This window comes from Actinomarinicola tropica (assembly GCF_009650215.1).
In the GTDB taxonomy this organism is placed as follows: Bacteria; Actinomycetota; Acidimicrobiia; order Acidimicrobiales; family SKKL01; genus Actinomarinicola; species Actinomarinicola tropica.
Genome location: NZ_CP045851.1, coordinates 3636734 through 3652993, shown reverse-complemented (window position 1 = coordinate 3652993; position 16260 = coordinate 3636734). Strand labels below are relative to the sequence as shown.

Annotated in this window: 18 protein-coding genes and 1 pseudogene; 6 read left to right on the top strand and 13 right to left on the bottom strand. The window is 75.2% G+C overall.

The genetic code is table 11. From position 1 onward, the window contains the following. Window positions 1-10: 10 nt before the first annotated feature. The 3 genes and pseudogenes from GH723_RS18590 to GH723_RS19280 form a co-directional block, all read right to left on the bottom strand. Window positions 11-835, bottom strand: coding sequence for a DUF4097 family beta strand repeat-containing protein (locus GH723_RS18590; RefSeq protein WP_195210653.1), 825 nt, complete (start codon window positions 833-835; stop codon window positions 11-13). Continuing rightward, the gene (locus GH723_RS17995) at window positions 832-1485 is read right to left on the bottom strand and encodes a response regulator (protein ID WP_153760939.1); all 654 of its coding nucleotides are present in this window, start codon (window positions 1483-1485) and stop codon (window positions 832-834) included. Before GH723_RS17995 ends, GH723_RS18590 begins: the two co-directional genes overlap by 4 nt. A gap of 424 nt (window positions 1486-1909) precedes the next feature. Then, window positions 1910-2746 (bottom strand): annotated as a pseudogene (locus tag GH723_RS19280) (sensor domain-containing protein); the annotation flags it as partial. A 123-nt stretch (window positions 2747-2869) separates the two neighbouring features. On the opposite strand from GH723_RS19280, the gene GH723_RS17985 reads away from it, so the two are divergent. Continuing rightward, window positions 2870-3076: a hypothetical protein gene (locus tag GH723_RS17985; RefSeq protein WP_153760938.1), complete on the top strand. Its 207-nt coding sequence runs from the start codon at window positions 2870-2872 to the stop codon at window positions 3074-3076. Window positions 3077-3080: 4 nt separating this feature from the next. Here GH723_RS17985 and GH723_RS17980 read toward each other — a convergent pair whose 3' ends face one another. The 5 genes from GH723_RS17980 to GH723_RS17960 form a co-directional block, all read right to left on the bottom strand. Next, window positions 3081-4064 carry a DMT family transporter gene (locus tag GH723_RS17980; RefSeq protein WP_153760937.1) on the bottom strand — a complete coding sequence of 328 codons (984 nt, stop codon included), beginning with the start codon at window positions 4062-4064 and terminating at the stop codon, window positions 3081-3083. After that, entirely contained in the window at window positions 4061-4987 is a 927-nt protein-coding gene (locus GH723_RS17975; protein ID WP_153760936.1) for a pseudouridine-5'-phosphate glycosidase, read from the bottom strand. The genes GH723_RS17980 and GH723_RS17975 overlap by 4 nt, the downstream gene beginning before the upstream one ends. Further along, entirely contained in the window at window positions 4984-5892 is a 909-nt protein-coding gene (locus GH723_RS17970; protein ID WP_195210412.1) for a carbohydrate kinase family protein, read from the bottom strand. The genes GH723_RS17975 and GH723_RS17970 overlap by 4 nt, the downstream gene beginning before the upstream one ends. A 63-nt stretch (window positions 5893-5955) precedes the next feature. Next, the gene (locus tag GH723_RS17965; protein WP_153760934.1) at window positions 5956-6546 is read right to left on the bottom strand and encodes a Maf family protein; all 591 of its coding nucleotides are present in this window, start codon (window positions 6544-6546) and stop codon (window positions 5956-5958) included. A 5-nt stretch (window positions 6547-6551) separates the two neighbouring features. After that, window positions 6552-7349: a methylenetetrahydrofolate reductase gene (locus tag GH723_RS17960; protein WP_153760933.1), complete on the bottom strand. Its 798-nt coding sequence runs from the start codon at window positions 7347-7349 to the stop codon at window positions 6552-6554. Between the two features lie 43 nt (window positions 7350-7392). On the opposite strand from GH723_RS17960, the gene GH723_RS17955 reads away from it, so the two are divergent. The 5 genes from GH723_RS17955 (at window position 7393) to GH723_RS17935 (ending at window position 13122) form a co-directional block, all read left to right on the top strand. Further along, a complete protein-coding gene (locus GH723_RS17955) occupies window positions 7393-7752 on the top strand; it encodes a nuclear transport factor 2 family protein (RefSeq protein ID WP_195210411.1) in 360 nt (119 codons plus the stop codon). Window positions 7753-7867: 115 nt separating this feature from the next. After that, the gene (locus tag GH723_RS17950; protein ID WP_153760931.1) at window positions 7868-8632 is read left to right on the top strand and encodes a hypothetical protein; all 765 of its coding nucleotides are present in this window, start codon (window positions 7868-7870) and stop codon (window positions 8630-8632) included. An 80-nt stretch (window positions 8633-8712) separates the two neighbouring features. Then, window positions 8713-9432: an ABC transporter ATP-binding protein gene (locus tag GH723_RS17945; protein ID WP_153760930.1), complete on the top strand. Its 720-nt coding sequence runs from the start codon at window positions 8713-8715 to the stop codon at window positions 9430-9432. Next, window positions 9429-10808, top strand: coding sequence for a GAF domain-containing sensor histidine kinase (locus tag GH723_RS17940; RefSeq protein WP_153760929.1), 1380 nt, complete (start codon window positions 9429-9431; stop codon window positions 10806-10808). Before GH723_RS17945 ends, GH723_RS17940 begins: the two co-directional genes overlap by 4 nt. Before the next feature lies 1 nt (window position 10809). Continuing rightward, window positions 10810-13122, top strand: a complete 2313-nt coding sequence (locus GH723_RS17935; RefSeq protein WP_153760928.1) for an ABC transporter permease — start codon at window positions 10810-10812, stop codon at window positions 13120-13122. Between the two features lie 7 nt (window positions 13123-13129). Here the strand turns inward: GH723_RS17935 and GH723_RS17930 are convergent, their stop codons facing one another. From GH723_RS17930 to GH723_RS17910, 5 genes are all read right to left on the bottom strand, one after another. Beyond that, window positions 13130-13948 (bottom strand): SDR family oxidoreductase, encoded by an 819-nt coding sequence (locus GH723_RS17930; RefSeq protein ID WP_153760927.1) that lies wholly within the window; start codon window positions 13946-13948, stop codon window positions 13130-13132. A 93-nt stretch (window positions 13949-14041) separates the two neighbouring features. Then, window positions 14042-14809 (bottom strand): PIG-L family deacetylase, encoded by a 768-nt coding sequence (locus tag GH723_RS17925; protein WP_153760926.1) that lies wholly within the window; start codon window positions 14807-14809, stop codon window positions 14042-14044. Between the two features lie 10 nt (window positions 14810-14819). Beyond that, window positions 14820-15188 (bottom strand): VOC family protein, encoded by a 369-nt coding sequence (locus GH723_RS17920; RefSeq protein WP_153761280.1) that lies wholly within the window; start codon window positions 15186-15188, stop codon window positions 14820-14822. Then, entirely contained in the window at window positions 15188-15583 is a 396-nt protein-coding gene (locus tag GH723_RS17915; RefSeq protein WP_153760925.1) for a response regulator transcription factor, read from the bottom strand. The genes GH723_RS17920 and GH723_RS17915 overlap by 1 nt, the downstream gene beginning before the upstream one ends. After that, window positions 15580-16254 carry a response regulator transcription factor gene (locus GH723_RS17910; protein WP_153760924.1) on the bottom strand — a complete coding sequence of 225 codons (675 nt, stop codon included), beginning with the start codon at window positions 16252-16254 and terminating at the stop codon, window positions 15580-15582. Before GH723_RS17910 ends, GH723_RS17915 begins: the two co-directional genes overlap by 4 nt. Window positions 16255-16260 lie beyond the last annotated feature (6 nt).

Genomic DNA, 16260 nt, shown 5'->3' with positions numbered 1-16260 from the left:
CCCACCCCCGTCAGGGGGCGTAGCGGAGGTCGACCGTTCCGAAGTCGGAGTCGATCGTGATCGCCGAGTCGCTCCGGCCGTCGGTTCGCAGGTCGTTGCGGAGGTCGCCGAAGCGCACCGACGAGGAGATCGCGTAGATGCCCGGCACGTCGGGGACGGCCACCGCGACGTCGCCGAACGACGAGCGGATCGAGACCTCGTCGGGTGGGGCGTCGAACGTCAGGTCGACCCGGCCGTGGTCGAGCCCGACCGAGACGACCGAGGACCGCAGCCGCAGCGCGGTGACGTCACCCATGTCGGCGTCGACGTCGACCGGGCCGCTGAGCCCGACGAGCTCGACGTCGCCCATCGTGGTCCGGGCGCGCACGGCGCCGTCCACGTCGGCGATCCGCACGGTGCCGCTCGTCGAGCGCACCTCGACCCGCAGGTCTGCGGGGATCGTCAGCTCGTGGTCGACCCGGCAGTGCTCCTCGAACACCAGGTGGCAGCGCGACGTGACGATCAGCCGATCACCGTCGAGGCGCCACTCGTTGCGCGGCGCCTCGAGCCCCCGGGTGACCTCTGACCGGAGGCGCGCACCGCCGCCGTCGGAGCCGACGACGTCGACCGAGCCCCGCTCGCCGGTGATCTCGAGGACGCGGACGTCGGCGAGCTGCGCGGCGGTGAAGGTGGTCTCGACGACCGTCGTCTCACGGGCGATGAACGTCAGGACCTCGAGGAACGCCGCGAGCAGCACCACGACGGTGACGACGGCGCCGCCGACGCGCCAGGCGCGCCGGCCCCTGTGCCGGATCTGCGGGCGGGACGGCGGGCGTGGGGCGGTGGTGGCGGTCATGGCTCCAGTCCCTCCAGCCAGCGCAGCACGGCGAGGACCCTGCGGTGGTCCCCGTCGGTCGGCGGTAGGTCGAGCTTGGTGAAGATGTTGCTGATGTGCTTCTCGACCGCGCCGTCGCTCACGACGAGCTGCCGGGCGATCGCGGTGTTGGTGCGACCCTCGGCCATCAGCCCGAGCACCTCCCGCTCGCGCGGCGAGAGGCGCTCGAGCGGGTCGCGGCGCCGTGAGCGGGCGAGGAGCTGGGAGACGACCTCGGGATCGAGCGCCGTCCCCCCGCTGCCGACGCGATCGACCGCCGCGACGAAGTCGGCGACGTCGGCGATCCGGTCCTTCAACAGGTAGCCGAGGCCCGTGGTGTCGGTGGCGAGCAGCTCGGTCGCGTAGCGCTCCTCGACGTACTGGGACAGCACGAGGATGCCGACCTCCGGCCACCGCTCCCGGATCTGCCGAGCGGCACGCAGACCGTCGTCGGTGTGGGTCGGCGGCATGCGCACGTCGGTGACGCAGAGGTCGGGTCGGTGCCGCTCGACGACCTCGATCAGCGCGTCGGCGTCGCCGACGGCGGCGACGACGTCGTGTCCGGCGTCGGCGAGGAGCCCGGTGAGACCGGCGCGGAGCAGGACCGAGTCCTCGGCGATCACGATCTGCACGGCAGCTCCACGATGATGCTGGTCGGCCCGCCCGCAGGGCTGAGGACGTGCATGCGCCGTCGAGCCCCTCGACGCGCTGGCGCAGGCCGGCGAGGCCGGTGCCGCGCGCCGGGTCGGCGCCGCCCACGCCGTCGTCGGTGACCTCGACCACCAGGGTGTCGCCGGATCGCACGATCGTGACCGTCGCACGGGTGGCGTCGGCGTGCCGCCCGACGTTGGTCAGCGCCTCGGCGACGATGAAGTAGGCCGCGCTCTCGACGGGGGGCGGGGGGCGCTCGTCGACGCGCAGGTCGAGGTCGACCGGCACCGGCGAGCGGGCCACGACAGCCGACAGCGCGGCGTCGAGGCCGCGGTCCTCCAGGATCACGGGGTGGATGCCCCGGACGAGGTCGCGCAGCTCGGCGAGGGCCGCCTTGGCCTCGTCGCGGGCCGCGGCCACCATGGCCCGCCCGCCCTCGGGGTCGTGCGCGAGCCGCTCCTGCGCCGCGCCGAGCTGCACGGCCAGGGCGACGAGACGCTGCTGCGCCCCGTCGTGCAGGTCGCGCTCGATCCGGCGGCGCTCGGCCTCGGCGGTGTCGACCGCCGCGGCCCGGCTGGACTCGAGGCGCGTCACGGTCCGCTCGATCTCGGCGTCGGGGTTCGGGCCCAGCAGGTTGCGGGCGATGTGGCGCAGCAGCGCGGCCCCGAGGCGTGTCGCCCACGGTGCGGCGAGCACGAGACCGGCGAGGCCGACGACGGCGGCCGCGACCGCCCCGGGCCCGGGACCCACCTCGAGGAGGCCGAGCTTGGCCGTGCCGCCGGGGAGGGCGCCGACGTAGGCGGGCAGCGTGAGCAGAACCGCCGAGCCGGTCCAGAGCAGCATCGTGGCGGCGCCGACGACGAGACCGACGGGGAAGAGGAGCAGCAGGTAGCCGACCTCCTTCCACCGCGGGACGCTCTGGGCCCGCTCGGCCAGCCGTCGCAGCGCGCGCATCACCGGGGTCCCCTCGGCCTGCAGCGGGGGGACGGGGTCGGCGAGGTCGAGGTCCGCGAGGGCGGCCAGCCGGCTCCGCTCCACCCCTGCGAGGGCGTGCGCGCCGACGAACAGGAGCCAGACGAAGGGCAGCGCGAGGGGGAGGACGACGAGCAGCACGCCCGAGGTGACGAGCAGCGCGATCGTCAGGGCGAACGCGACGGCGCAGAACGGCAGGGTCGTCCCGAGGAGGACGAGGTCGAGCCAGGTGCGCGGGTCGCGCCAGGGGCGGAGCAGGAGGGAGACCACTGCGGGCGACAGTACGGCGGCGCACCGGTGGCGACCATGACGTGATCCGGTGTCGTCGGGGTGGGGATTCCCCCACCCCGCCGCGGTTGGGGTCGCCCGGCGGCGGCTGGCTACGGTCGGCCCGTGCTCCTCGGTGACGACCTCCTCGAGTGGATCCTCCTGGCCCTCGGTGCCGCGCTCCTCGTCGGCAACCTGCTCGCCCTCGTGCGCCCGCCGGAGAGCCGCAAGGAGGGTGACCTGGAGCGTCCGCCGCTCGGCCGGTCGCTCCTCTACGCCGGCATCGGCGCCCTCGCCGCCATCTGGGCGCTGGCGTCCCTGCTGAGCAGCTGAGGCGTCAGGTGGCGGCGCGCTCGGCCCGGCTCACGAGCCACGCGCCGACCAGCACGAGGACGGTGCCGACCACCGCCGCGGGGTGCACGGCCTCGTCGAGGAGGGCGGCGCCGAGGGCGATGGAGACGATCGGCATCAGGTAGGTGGTGACCGAGGCACGCGTCGCCCCCACCCGGCCCATCAGCGTGCCCATCACGGCGAAGGCGAGCCCGGTGCCGAACACGCCGAGCACGACGATGGCGAGCACCGGCCGGAGCTCGAACCGCGAGTCCGGCAGCCCCGCGGCCGCGAACGGCGCGGTGAGCACCATGGCCACCAGCTGGATGCGCACGAGGATCGGCAGCGAGCCGTAGCGGTGCTGCAGCGGGACGGCGATGTTCACCGAGACGGCGTAGGAGCTGACGGCGACGAACACCAGCACCACGCCGAGCGCGGTGGACCCGCCGTCACCGAGGCCGTCCCACCCGATCGCGATCGTGCCGGCCAGACCGACGGCGAGGCCGACCGCCTGGGCCGGTCCGGGTAGCTGGCGTGCGATGAGGAGGGCCACGATGGCGGTCAGCACCGGCATGGCGGCGTTGAGCATCCCCGTGAGCGAGCTGTCGATCCACTGCTGGGCCAGCGGGAACATGGTGAACGGGATCGCCATCCACGTGGCCCCGAGGACGACGAGCCGGGGCCAGTCCTCACGACGGACCCTGGTGCGCGAGGCGGGCAGCGCCCCGAGCGCGAGGGCGCCGAACATGACGCGCAGGAACGTGATCACCCCGGGTTCGAGCGCCCGCAGCCCGATCGCCATGAAGTAGAAGCTCGATCCCCAGATCAGCGTGCAAGCGGCGAGGAGGCCCCAGTCGGTCGGAGCGAAGGCGCCGGCGTTGGTGCCCGCCGCCGTGCGGGGCAGCCGGTCGGTGGCGGGGTCGACGGTGGGGGTCGGGGCGGGCCCGGGGCCGATGGGCGCAGCGGGCGGCTCGTCGACAGGCGTCGTCACGCGGCCGTCCCTCCGTCCCGTCGCGCCAGCTCGACCGCGATCGAGGCGGCGACCCGGGCGTTGTTCTCCGCCAGGGCCAGGTTGGCGGGGACGGAGCGGCCCTCGGTGGCCTCGGCGATGCGACCCAGCACGAACGGCGTCACCGCCGCGCCGCTCAGGCCCTCGGCCGCGGCGTCGCGCAGGGCGGCGTCGAGCGCCGCGTCGATCTCGGCCTTCGGCAGCCCGTCGGCCGCCGGCACGGGCACGGTGACGAGCGTGCCCTGCGTGGCGCCGAGCGCGCGACCGGCGGCGACGATGCGGGCCACCTCGGATGCGTCCTCGACCCGGTGGGGCACCGGGAGCCCGCTGGTCGGGGTGGTGAAGGCCGGCAGCTCGTCGGTCCGCCACCCGAGGACCGGCACGCCGAGCATCTCCAGGTGCTCGAGGGTCCGGGGCAGGTCGAGGAAGACCTTCGCCCCCGCGCACACGGTGACGACCGGGTGTGCGGCGATCGCCCCGAGGTCTGCGCTGACGTCGCCGGTCTGCTCGACCTCGCGGTGGACCCCGCCGATGCCTCCCGTAGCGAAGACGCGGATGCCCGCGGCGGCCGCGAGGGCCAGGGAGGCCGAGACGGTCGTGGCGCCGACGTCCCACGCCTGGCCGATGGCGACCGGCAGGTCGCGCGCGGCCGCCTTCCGGGCCGGTCCGAGGATGCGCGGGTGCTCGCTCGGGTCGAGACCCACCCGGGGGACGCCGTCGACCACCGCGGTCACGGCGGGCACGGCGCCGCCCTGCTCGACGGCGGCGAGGCAGCGGTCGAGGGCCTCGGCGTTGGCGGGGGACGGCAGCCCGAGGTGGCTGAAGATCGTGGACTCGAGCGCGACGACGGCTCGCCCCTCGGAGAGAGCGGTGCGGACGGGGTCGCTGAGGACGATCTCGGTCACGAGTGTTCGACTCCTGGTGCGGGGGTGGGTGGGACGGCCGGTGCGAGGTCGGCGCCGGGTCGGCGGAGCACGCGCGCGGCCACGGCGTGGCCCTCGACGACGGCATCCTCGGCGGAGGCGCCGCGGTGGCGGGCGAGGAGCCAGCCGGCGGCGAACCCGTCGCCGGCGCCGGTGGTGTCGACGACGTCCTCGACCGGCGGGACGGGGATGGTGGTCGTGCGGCCGTCGGCGTCGACGACGAGCGTCGGCTCGGCTCCGTGGCGGATGACAGAGCGGACCGGACCCCGCGCCGGTCGGTCGGTGCCCACGCCGAGCAGGCGCGCCTCCTCGGCGTTGGCCAGCAGGGCGTCGGGCGCGAGCACCTCGATCACCGCGAGCGCCTCGGCGACGCCGAGGTCCTCGATGGCACCGGTGGACGACGCGTCGATCGTGAGCTGGACGCCGCGGTGGCGGGCAGCGAGGGCGACGCTCGTGGCGGTGGCCGACAGGGGCTCGTGGCTGAACGAGTAGAGCGGTAGGTGCAGGGCCGCGACCCCGTCGAGCCACTCGGTCCGTGGCGTGGCGAGGTGGTCGCACGCCCCCCGGTCGGTGAGGAAGCTGCGCTCGCCGTCGACGGGGTCGACGAGCACCACGATCGTGCCGGTCGATCGGCCCGCCACCCGTTCGACGACCACGTCGACGCCGTCGGCGGCCAGTTGGTCGACCAGGCGGTCGGCGACCCCGTCGTCGCCCACCGCGCCGATGAAGCGCACGGCGCCGCCGCACCGGGCGACCATCGACGCGACGTTGGCCGCGCTCCCGCCCCGGCGGCGGTGGATCCTGGCCGGCGTGTCGGTGCCCCGGCGCACGGGCCCCTGCGCCCACACCACCACGTCGTCGATCAGATCACCGAGGGTCGCGATCACCCGGCGAGCGTACCGACGCCAGCCCACCCCGCCCCCCGGGTTCCCCGCCCTGGGGCGCGTCGGCTACGCCGGCCCGTCGAGCTGGCGGAGGAGGACGTCGACGAGGGGGAGCGGGAGGCCGACGACGTTCGTGTAGTCGCCCTCGATCCCCTCGACGAACACGGCGGCGAGGCCCTGGATGCCGTAGGCGCCGGCCTTGTCGAGCGGCTCGCCGGTGGCGACGTAGGCCGCGACCTCCTCGGCGTCGAGGTGGCGCATGCGCACGTCGGTGCGGGCCAGTCCGTCGACGGTCCGGCCGGTGCGCGCGTCGACCAGGGCGACCCCGGTGACCACGTGGTGGGTCCGTCCGGACAGCGCGGACAGCATGCGGGCAGCGTCGTCGGCGTCCGTGGGCTTGCCGAGGATGCGCCCGTCGACGACGACCACGGTGTCGGCGCCGAGCACGACGAGGTCCTCGCCCGCGTGGCCGGCCGCCACCTCCTGCGCCTTGGTCCGTGCGAGACCGACCGCCAGCGACTCCGGGGTCGCTCCCGGGGGAGAGGTCTCGTCGACGTCGGCCGGCTCGACGGCGGGCTCGACCCCCGCCTGTCGGAGCAGGTCGAGGCGTCGGGGCGACGCCGAGGCGAGGACGAGCGGAGCCGGTGGTCGCAGCACGCGGCTCAGCGGCGCGGCCGGCGCCCGAGGAGGGGCTCGAGGTGCGCCGCGGTCTCCCGGTACCGCGACACCGGGACGAGGTGCACACCGGCGAAGCCCCCGTGGTCGCGGATGTCGAGCAGGTGCCGGCAGGCCAGCTCGACGCCTGCGGCGGGGTCGCGCTCCACCGCCTCGACCCAGTCGTCGGGGGCGGCCAGCTGGGGCACGTCGGCGCCGAGCTTGCGGGCCATCGACGCGCTGGCGAGGACCATCACCCCGGCGTAGACGGGGCCGTCGAAGTCGACCGTCTCCCGCCACCGGGCGAGCTCGTCGAGCGACCAGGTCACCTGCACGTAGAGGGCGTCGGCGGCGGCCTTCCACGAGGGGAGGGGCCGCAGGCCGGTCGTGACGGCGGCGCGCATCGCGGGGCCCGGTCCGGGGAGCGAGTCCGAGAACGTCCGGACCTCCTCGATCATCGAGCGGACGGTGAGCTGGCCCGTGCGGCGACCCGTCGTCGGGTCGTCGCCGTAGACGAAGAGGAAGTCGGCGACGTCGTAGGCCGCGGCGGTGAGGAGGTCCCGCCGGAAGCCGAGCAGGTTGCGGTCGCGGGCGTTGACGCAGGCGATGGCCCGGCCGCCCATCCGCTCCACCTCGTGGGCCACGGCGATCGACGAGACGGTGGCCCGCCCGATGTGGTTGTCGGGCACGAGGAACCCGTCGGCCACGCCGCTCAGCACGCCGATCTGGTGCCGCACCCGGGTCAGGTCGGGACGGGTCGCCGGCTCGATCTCGCAGATGACCTCGAACGGCCGCGCGTCGGGCATCCGACGAGGTTACCGACGGGCGGTCTGGTGCAGGATGGGGAGCATGGATGAGCTGAAGGACGCACTGCTCGCCCTCGAGACCGCGGGGTGGGACGCCCTGAAGGAGGGGACCGGCCGGCGCTTCTACGCCCAGGTGCTCACCGACGACGCGGTGATGCTGCTCCCGCAGGTCGGGCTCCTCACCCACGACAAGGCGCTCGACGGCATGGACGGCCAGCCGTGGTCGTGGTTCCAGATCCGCAACCCGCAGGCGCTGGCGCTCGGCGACGACGCCGCCGTGCTCACCTACCGGGTGCAGGCCCGCCGGGACTTCCAGCCCGAGTACCAGGCGCTGATCGCCAGCACCTACGTGCGGCGCGACGGCGAGTGGCGCCTCGCGCTGCACCAGCAGACGCCGATGTGACCGACGGGGGTGTGGCCACCACCACCCCCGGTCCACATGGTGGTGACATTCCGGCGACGTGCCCGATGCGGTCCTCTGAGCAGGTCCCCCCACGACCTCTCGGAGGAACCACCCCATGCACCGCATCCCCGCGCGCACCGCCCTGCTCGCCGGCGCCGCCCTCGTCCTCACCGCCTCGCTCGCCGGGTGCAGCGACGACGACGACACGGCCGAGGCCCGCACCGTCGCCGCACCGTCCGCGGTGTGCGACGCCGCTGTCGACCTCGGCGCGGCCTTCGGGGCCGCCCCGGAGGAGCCCGACGCCTTCCCGGCCTTCGCCGAGGACACCCTCGTCCCGATCGGCGAGGCGTTCGCCGGCGCCTTCGACGGCGACGACGAGCTCGGCGCCGCGGCGTCGACCCTCGCCACGGCGTTCGAGGAGATCGCCGAGACGGGCGACCCGTCGGCGCTGGAGTCCGACGACGTGGTCGACGCCCAGGCGACGCTCGGCCAGAAGGTCCACGACGACTGCGACCTGGCCCCGGTCGACGTCACGGCGGTCGACTACGCCTACGAGGGCGTCCCGACCGAGCTCCGCGCCGGTCGCACCAGCTTCGCGATGACGAACGAGGGCGTCGAGGAGCACGAGATGGTGCTGTTCCGGCTGAACGACGGGGTCGACCCCGTGCCGTTCCCCGAGCTGATGGAGCGGGGCGAGGAGGCGATGGCGGACCTCACCTTCACCGGCGTCGCCTTCGGCGCTCCGGGCACGACCAGCTACGCCGCCGTCGACCTCGAGCCCGGCACCTACTACCTCGTGTGCTTCATCCCCGTGGGTGGGGGTGAGGACGGGCCCCCGCACTTCATGGAGGGCATGCAGCACACGATCACCGTCAGCTGAGCCGTGGCACCTCCTCGGGTTCCGTCCCGGGGAGGTGCCGATGTGCTTCGCTGTGCGCCACCTCGAGCCCTGGACCCGCCATGACCACCTCCTCGCTCCCCGATCCTGCCGCCGGTGTCCCGGTCGTCGCCGTGCGCGACGTGCGCCGCACGTTCGACCCGACCACCGCGCCGGTGCGGGCGCTCCGTGGCGTGGACCTCGAGGTCCGTGCCGGCGAGATGGTGGCGGTCATGGGCCCGTCGGGCTCGGGCAAGTCCACGCTGCTCGACGTGATCGCCGGGCTCGAGCGCCCCGACGCCGGCTCGGTCGAGGTGGCGGGCGTGGTGCTCGACCACATGGACGCCGACGCGCTGGCTCGGCACCGGCGCCGCCACGTCGGCATCGTCTTCCAGTTCTTCCACCTGATCGACGGGATGAGCGCCCACGACAACGTGGCCCTCGCAGCGCTGGTCGCCGGCGCGTCACGTCGACGGGCCGACGCCGCGGCCCACGAGGTGCTCGACCTCCTGGGACTCCTCGACAAGGCGGACGCACCGCCGGCGGCGCTGTCGGGCGGGCTCCGCCAGCGGCTCGCGATCGCTCGGGCGCTCGTCAACCGACCGACGGTGGTCCTGGCCGACGAGCCCACGGGCGCCCTCGACAGCGACTCCAGCGCCGAGGTGATGGACCTCCTCTCCCGTCTGCACCGCGACGGGCAGACGATCGTCGCCGTCACCCACGACGCCGACGTCGCGGCGCGTGCCGACCGCATCCTGCAGATGCGCGACGGCCGGATCACGAGCGGCGAGGAGCGGGCGTGAACCGGCGCGTGCTCGACGTGCTGATCGGCGGGGGCGCGTCGCTGCTGGCCGCCGGCGCCGTCGGTGCGACCGCTCTCGCCGCGGCCGCGCTCGTCGCCGGTGAGCTGCCCGGTCGCGAGGGGTGGGGTGTGGCGCCGGTCCTCGTGGCGACGGGGGTCGGCGCCGCCACGTGGCGCCCGGCGCGCCGGGTGGCTCGCGAGGCGGCACGGCGTGGGGGGACCGGCGGGCTCCGAGCCACGGACCGCATCGTCCGGACCGTCGCCGGGTCGCGCGGCGAGCTGGGTGAGTCGGAGGTGGTCGTGGAGCTCGCCGCCGCGGTGCGCCACGGGTTCGCGGCCCGCCGCGTCGCGGTCTGGCAGGCCGGGACGGCGGGCGAGCTCGTCCTCGCCGCGGTCGTCCCCGGCGCCACCGCGCCGGGCCCCTCGGTCGGGCTCGACGCCCCGACGCTGCGTGCGTTGCGCGGGGCCGGCGTGGTGGGGAGGGCGTGGCTCGAGCTCTGGTTGCCCGCCGTCCTCGTCGACGTCGCCGACGACGAGGTGCGCGCCGTGCCCGTCACCCACGAGGACGTCGTGCTCGCGCTGGTGGTCCTGGCACGACCGACCGCCGCCCGCTTCACCCCGGCGGAGGACGCGCTGCTGGCCGATCTCGGCGACCGCCTCGGGGTCGTCCTGCACAACCGGGTGCTCGACGCGACCCTCCAGACGACGCTCGCCGACCTGCGCCGCACGAACGAGGAGCTGCGTGCCTCCCGGGTCCGGCTGGTGACTGCGGCCGACGCGGAGCGCCGCCGCATCGAGCGCGACCTCCACGACGGGGCCCAGCAGCGGCTCGTCGCCCTGGCGGTGCACCTGCGGCTGGCGGAGCAGACGATCTCCGAGGACCCCGCGGCCACACCCGAGGTCCTCGGCACGCTCGGCGCCGAGCTGCGGGAGGCGATCGCCGACCTGCGGAACCTCGCCCACGGGATCTACCCGCCGCTGCTGATGGACGCCGGTCTGGTCGAGGCGGTGCGCGCCGCAGCCGATCGGTCGCCCGCACCCGTGTCGATGTCGACCGACGGCGTGCGTCGGTACCCGTCGGAGGTGGAGGCCGCGGCCTACTTCTGCTGCGTCGAGGCGCTCCAGAACGTCGCCAAGCACGCGCCGACGGCGTCGGTGCGCGTCACCATCGTCGACGCCGGCGACGGGCAGCTGGTGCTCGCGGTGGAGGACGACGGCCCCGGCTTCGATCCGGGGGCGGTCGTCGCCGGCCACGGGCTGATGAACATGGCCGATCGGGTCGGTGCCGTCGGTGGGCGGATCACCTGGGCCGCCGCGCCCGGCGGGGGCACGCGCGTCGACGTCCGCTTCGACGTCGACACCCCGGTGGGAGGCTGAGGTGGCCTGGGGCGCGCTCCGCGCGATCGCCCGCCGTGAGTGGATCCGCCACTGGCGGGGGATCGTGCTCCTCGGTGTGCTGGCGGGCCTCGCCGGTGGGTGCCTCGTCACGGGGGCAGCAGTCCTCCGGCGCACGGCGACGGCCTCGGATCGCCTGGTCGCGGCCGTCGCTCCCGGCGACCTGCGGCTCCAGGTCTTCGGCGAGGGCGTCGCCGAGGACGTGCCGGGCCTCCCCGGCGTCGAGCGTGCGGTCGTGGGCGGCATCGCCGTCGCCCGCGTCGAGGGTCGAGGGTTCGTCTACCTGGGCACCTTCCTGCCGCAGGGCGGCGGTGAGCTCCTCCGACCGGTCGTCATCGACGGCCGTGTGGCGACCGGCCCCGACGAGGTCGTGGTGATCGAGGACGTGGCGGACGCCCTCGAGGTCGAGGTCGGCGACTCGCTGCACCTCGCCTACCTGGAACCCGAGGAGGTCGCGCAGTTCGACGTCGGGTTCGGCGACCCGGACGGCCCGGAGGTCGAGGTGCGGATCGCCGGCATCGGACGCGTCCCCTCCGGGGTCATGGCGGGGACGCCGGTCGTCGCGTCGACGGCGCTCGCCGAGCGGCTGGAGGAGGCGGTCGCGGGTCGCGACGTGTACGTCGATCTCGCCGACGAGGCCGGCGTGCGTCCTGCGTTCGAGCAGGCGCTCGACGATCTCGCGGCCGACGCCGAGCGCCCGCCTGGAGCCGAGGAGCTGCCTCCGGTCGCCGTCATCGACCCGCTCGAGGGGACCCGGGATGCGGCGCGCTCGACCGGGGTGCTCGTCGCCGGGCTCGGTGTCGCGGTGGTCGTGGCGTCGCTGTCCAGCCTGGTCGTCGCCTGGCAGTCGCTGATGCGCCACCACGCACGCACCGCCGCCGACCAGGAGGTCGAGTCCGCCCTCGGCCTCACCTCGGCGGAGCGGTCCGCGGCACGGGTGCTGCCGCTCGTTCCCGCTGCGCTCCTGGCGATCGTCGTGGCCGCGACGGTCGCCGCCCTCGGCGCCGGACTCGATCCCCCCGGTGCCGTCCGTCGGATGGAGCCGTCGCCCGGGTGGCGCCTGGACCTGCCACTCGTCGCGGGCGGTGCCGTCCTGGTCGGCGTCGTCGTCCTGGCGCTCGGCGAGCGGACCGCCCGCCGAGCCGGACGTCGAAGGTCGGGCAGCGGAGCTGTCGCATCGTCACGCGCGCGTCGGCTCGCACCCCGACGGGGCGGTTGGACGCTCCTCGGGGCGACGTTCGCCCTCTCGCGGGCCGGCGCCGGCTCGCGGGTCACGGCTGGTGCCTCGGTGGCCGGGGCGATGGTGGCGGTCGCCGGGCTCGTCGCGTCCCTCGTCGTCGGCGCGAGCCTCGGCCGGCTCCTCGACGAGCCGGCGCGCTGGGGCTGGGGTGCCGACGTGGCGGTCGTCGACGTCACCGACGCCGTGCTCGCCGACCTGAGCGCCGATCCGCGCGTCGGCGGCGTCACCGAGCTGACGAGCGCCGCGCTGGCGGTGGGCGGCACGGAGGTACAGGGCTACGGCCTGGGCGAGCTGCGGGGAGCCCCGAGCTGGACGATGGTCGAGGGGCGGCTGCCGCGCGGCACCGACGAGATCGTCCTCGGCCTCCACGTCGCGGCGGCCGAGGACGCGTCGGTCGGCGACGACCTGCCCGTCGGCGACCGGGTCCTCAGGGTCGTCGGCATCGGGGTCGGCCCGCCGCTCGGCGGGGAGCAGCTCGGTCGTTCGGTGCTCGTCGACGGCCCGGCGATGGAGCTGCTCGCCGAGGTGCAGCTCTTCCGCGAGGCCCTGGTCGTCGCCGCTCCCGGCGAGGACGCCGGGGCTCTGGCCGCCGCCCTGGCCGAGCGGTACGAGATCAGCGTGCGCGAGCAGCCGCGAGCCGTCCGCGACCTCGCTGACCTGGATGTCCTTCCGCCGGCCCTCGCCGGCTTCCTCGTGGCCGTGGGCGTCGCGGCGCTCACCCACGGGGTGTGGGTGGGTGCCCAGACGCGTCGGGTGGATCTCGCCGTCGTCCGCGTGCTCGGTGCCGAGCGTCGACACGTCCGGCTCGTCGTCGTGGCCATGGCCGGGGCCACTGCGGTGATCGCCGTCGTGGTCGGCGCCCCCCTGGGCTGGGCGGTCGGCCGCCTGGCCTGGGGCGAGGCGGCGCGCGGGGCGGGGGTCGAGGCCGACGTGGCGCTCCCGGCATCGGTCGTCGTGGCGATCGTCCTCACCCTCGTCGTGGCGCCGTTGCTGGCGTACCCCCCGGGCCGCCGCGCCGGTGACGCGGCGCCGCGCGACGTGCTCCGGGAGGGGTGAGTCGGGGTTACAGGCCGCTGAGCGAGGCCGGTCGTTCGAGGTGCCGGGTCCCGACCGCCGAGAGCCCACCGTCGACGACGAGGGACGTGCCGGTGACGTAGTCCGCTGCGGGCCCGGCGAGGAAGACGACGGCGTGCGCGACCTCGTGCGCGCCGGCGGCTCGCCCTGCGGGGACCCCCGGTCGGGACGCGTCCCACGGGTCGACGCCGTGCTGCCCGATGGCTGGAGCAGCCACCTCGCCCGGTGCCACGGTGTTGACGGTGATGCCGTGGGGAGCGAGCTCGACGGCCATCACCCGTGATGCCGCCGCCAGCCCGTTGCGGGCCGCGCAGGTGACCGCCTCGCCCGCTGCGGTCGACTGCTCCTGGGCGCCGGTGACGTGGATGATGCGGCCCGCGACGCGCCGGTCGATCATCTGGCGGGCGGCCCTCTGAGCCACGATGAGCGGCCCGAGCAGCAGGCCGTCGATGCCGGCGCGCCACTGGGCGGGAACGAGGTCCATCGCGTCGGTGGGCTCGGGCTCGGTGGTGATCGTGACGAGGGCGGTGAGGCCGCCGAGGGCCGCTGCGAGGTCGTCGACGACGTCGAGGGCTCCTGTGTCGCTGCCGAGGGCGCCGACGTCGAGGCGGCGACGCTCGCACCAGCGACCGGTCGCCCGGACCTCGGCGACGACCTCCTTCGCGCACGACTCGTCGTCGCACCACGTGATGCCGACGTCCATGCCCTGCAGGGCCAGCTCGATGGCGACGGCCCGCCCGATCGGCGTGTCACCGCCCATCACGATGGCCTGCCCGTTCGCCGACGCCGCGGTCGTGAGGTCGATCATGTCCGGTCCCCTTGCGCTGCCCGGCCGACCCGGGCGCCCGGCTCCTCGTACCCCGCTCCCGCCGCTTCACTCCTCCCCACCACCCCGGGCCGGTCAGAGGTGGTCGATCGGGCCGGGCGGGCCGTGGCGGACGTACCACTCCCACCCGTAGACGTCGGCGAAGTGGTGCGTCGGCAGCCGGAGCGCCGACGTCGTCTCGGGGATCTGGCTGGCGTGCGCCGCCATGGCGGCTCGCTTCACGGCCAGGACCTCCCGGACGTCGACCACCCGGTCGATCAGCACCGATGGCGCCCCGATGTGCGAGCGGGCCAGGCCGAGGTCGCCGGCGAGGATCGCCTCCTCCACGAGGTGCGTCTCGACGAAGTGGAGGTGTTCGCGATCGACCGTGGCGTCGTACACGGTCCCCACCCCGGCGAGGGTCGCAGCGCGGTGGCCCACCCGGTGGACCTGGACGTGGTCGGGGTGGTGGTAGATGCCGACGTCGTCGTAGGCGACCAGGGCGTCGGCTGACTCCTCGCGCAGGATGAGCGCGAGCCGCTCGGCCGCCTCCTCGAGGTCGGCCGCCCAGAACGACCCCGGGGCGTGGTTCGCCGGGTCGCCGGCCATGCCCGAGTCGGCGAAGCCCAACCACTCGAGCCGCCCGATGCCGAGGATCTCGGCCGCCGCCTCGGTCTCCTCGCGCCGGTGACGGCCGACCTCGGTCGCCGCCATGTCGAGCCCCGGAGGCGCCAGGCCGAGCTCGCCGCCGGTGGCGACCACGTGGACCACCCGGTGGCCCGCGGCGGCCAGCAGCGCCATCGTGCCGCCGGTGAAGATCGCCTCGTCGTCGGGGTGGGCGTGGAGGAAGACGACGGTGCCCACGCCGGTCGCCTCAGTAGTGGCGCAGCTCGACGACGTTGCCGTCGGGGTCACGCACGTAGAGCGAGGTGCCGTCGCCCTGGGCGCCGTAGCGGGTGGCCGGGCCGTCGACGACGTCGAAGCGCCCGGATGCCGCCACCGCCGCGAGGTCGGTCGGCTCGACGACGAGGCAGAGGTGGTCGACGTTGGCGTCGTGGCGCTCGCTCTGCAGCAGGTCGATGATCGTCCTGTCGTCGACGCGCACCGAGGGGAACGGCACCTCGCCCCGCCGCCACCGGTCGACGCGATCGCCGGGCAGGCCGAGCTCCTCGGTGTACCAGGCGAGCGAGCGCTCGACGTCGGCGACGTTGAGGACCAGGTGGTCGAAGCCCGTGACGCGGATCATGCGCCGAGCGTACGACCGTGCCGCTCCCAGACCTCGGTCAGGCGGGCGGGGAGCAGCTCCTCCTTGTGGAGGTAGGTGGCGCCCGTCCGCTCGAGCTCGGCGGGCAGGTCGGCTCGGGCGTGGCTCGAGACGAGGATGACGATCGGGGCGTGCGGCCGCCGAGCCATCTCCTGCGCCGCACCGATGCCGTCGAGCCCGGGCATCCGCACGTCCATCACGACCAGGTCGGGGGAGAGCTCGTCGACGAGGGCGAGGGCGGCGTGGCCGTCGGTCGCCCGTCCCACGACCTCGAACCCCGGCGTGCGGTCGACGACGGCGCCGGCGGCGGCGAGGAAGGGCTCCTGGTCGTCGACGATGATCGTGCGGACGACGGCCGCCCCACCCCCGCTCATCGGTCGACCCGGTGGTCGTGGAGGTAGGCGAGCACGGCGGCGACCCGCCGGTTGAGCTCGCGCTCCTCGGACAGCCCGAGCTTCGAGAAGATCGAGTTGGTGTGCTTCTCGACCGCGCGCTCGGAGAGGACGAGCGAGGCGGCGATGGCGGCGTTGGACTTGCCGCGGGCCATCTCGCCGAGCACCTCGGTCTCGCGAGGCGTGAGCCGGTCGAGGGCGGAGGACGACGCGGCGCGGTTGGAGGCCACCAGGTGCTCGACGACCTGCGGGTCGATGTGGCTGCCGCCCGACGCGACCGCCCGCACGGCGGTGAGCAGCTCCTCGGCGTCGGCGACCCGCTCCTTCAGCAGGTAGGACCGGCCGGCGGCGCCGTCGGCCAGCAGGGCCAGCGCGTAGGCGGCCTCGACGTACTGGGACAGGACGACGACGCCGCAGTCGGGGCGCTCGGCGCGCAGCTCGGCGGCCAGGCGGATGCCCTCGTCGGTGGAGGTGGGCGGCATGCGGATGTCGGTGACGACCACGTCGGGCTGCTCGCGGCGTACGGCGCCCCGTGCCTCGTCGAGGGAGGCCGCGACGGCGACGACCTCCACGTCGGGGTCGGCGGCGAGGAGCCGCTCGATCCCCTGACGCAGGAGGGCGTGGTCGTCGGCGAGCACGACGCGGATCGGCATCTGCGG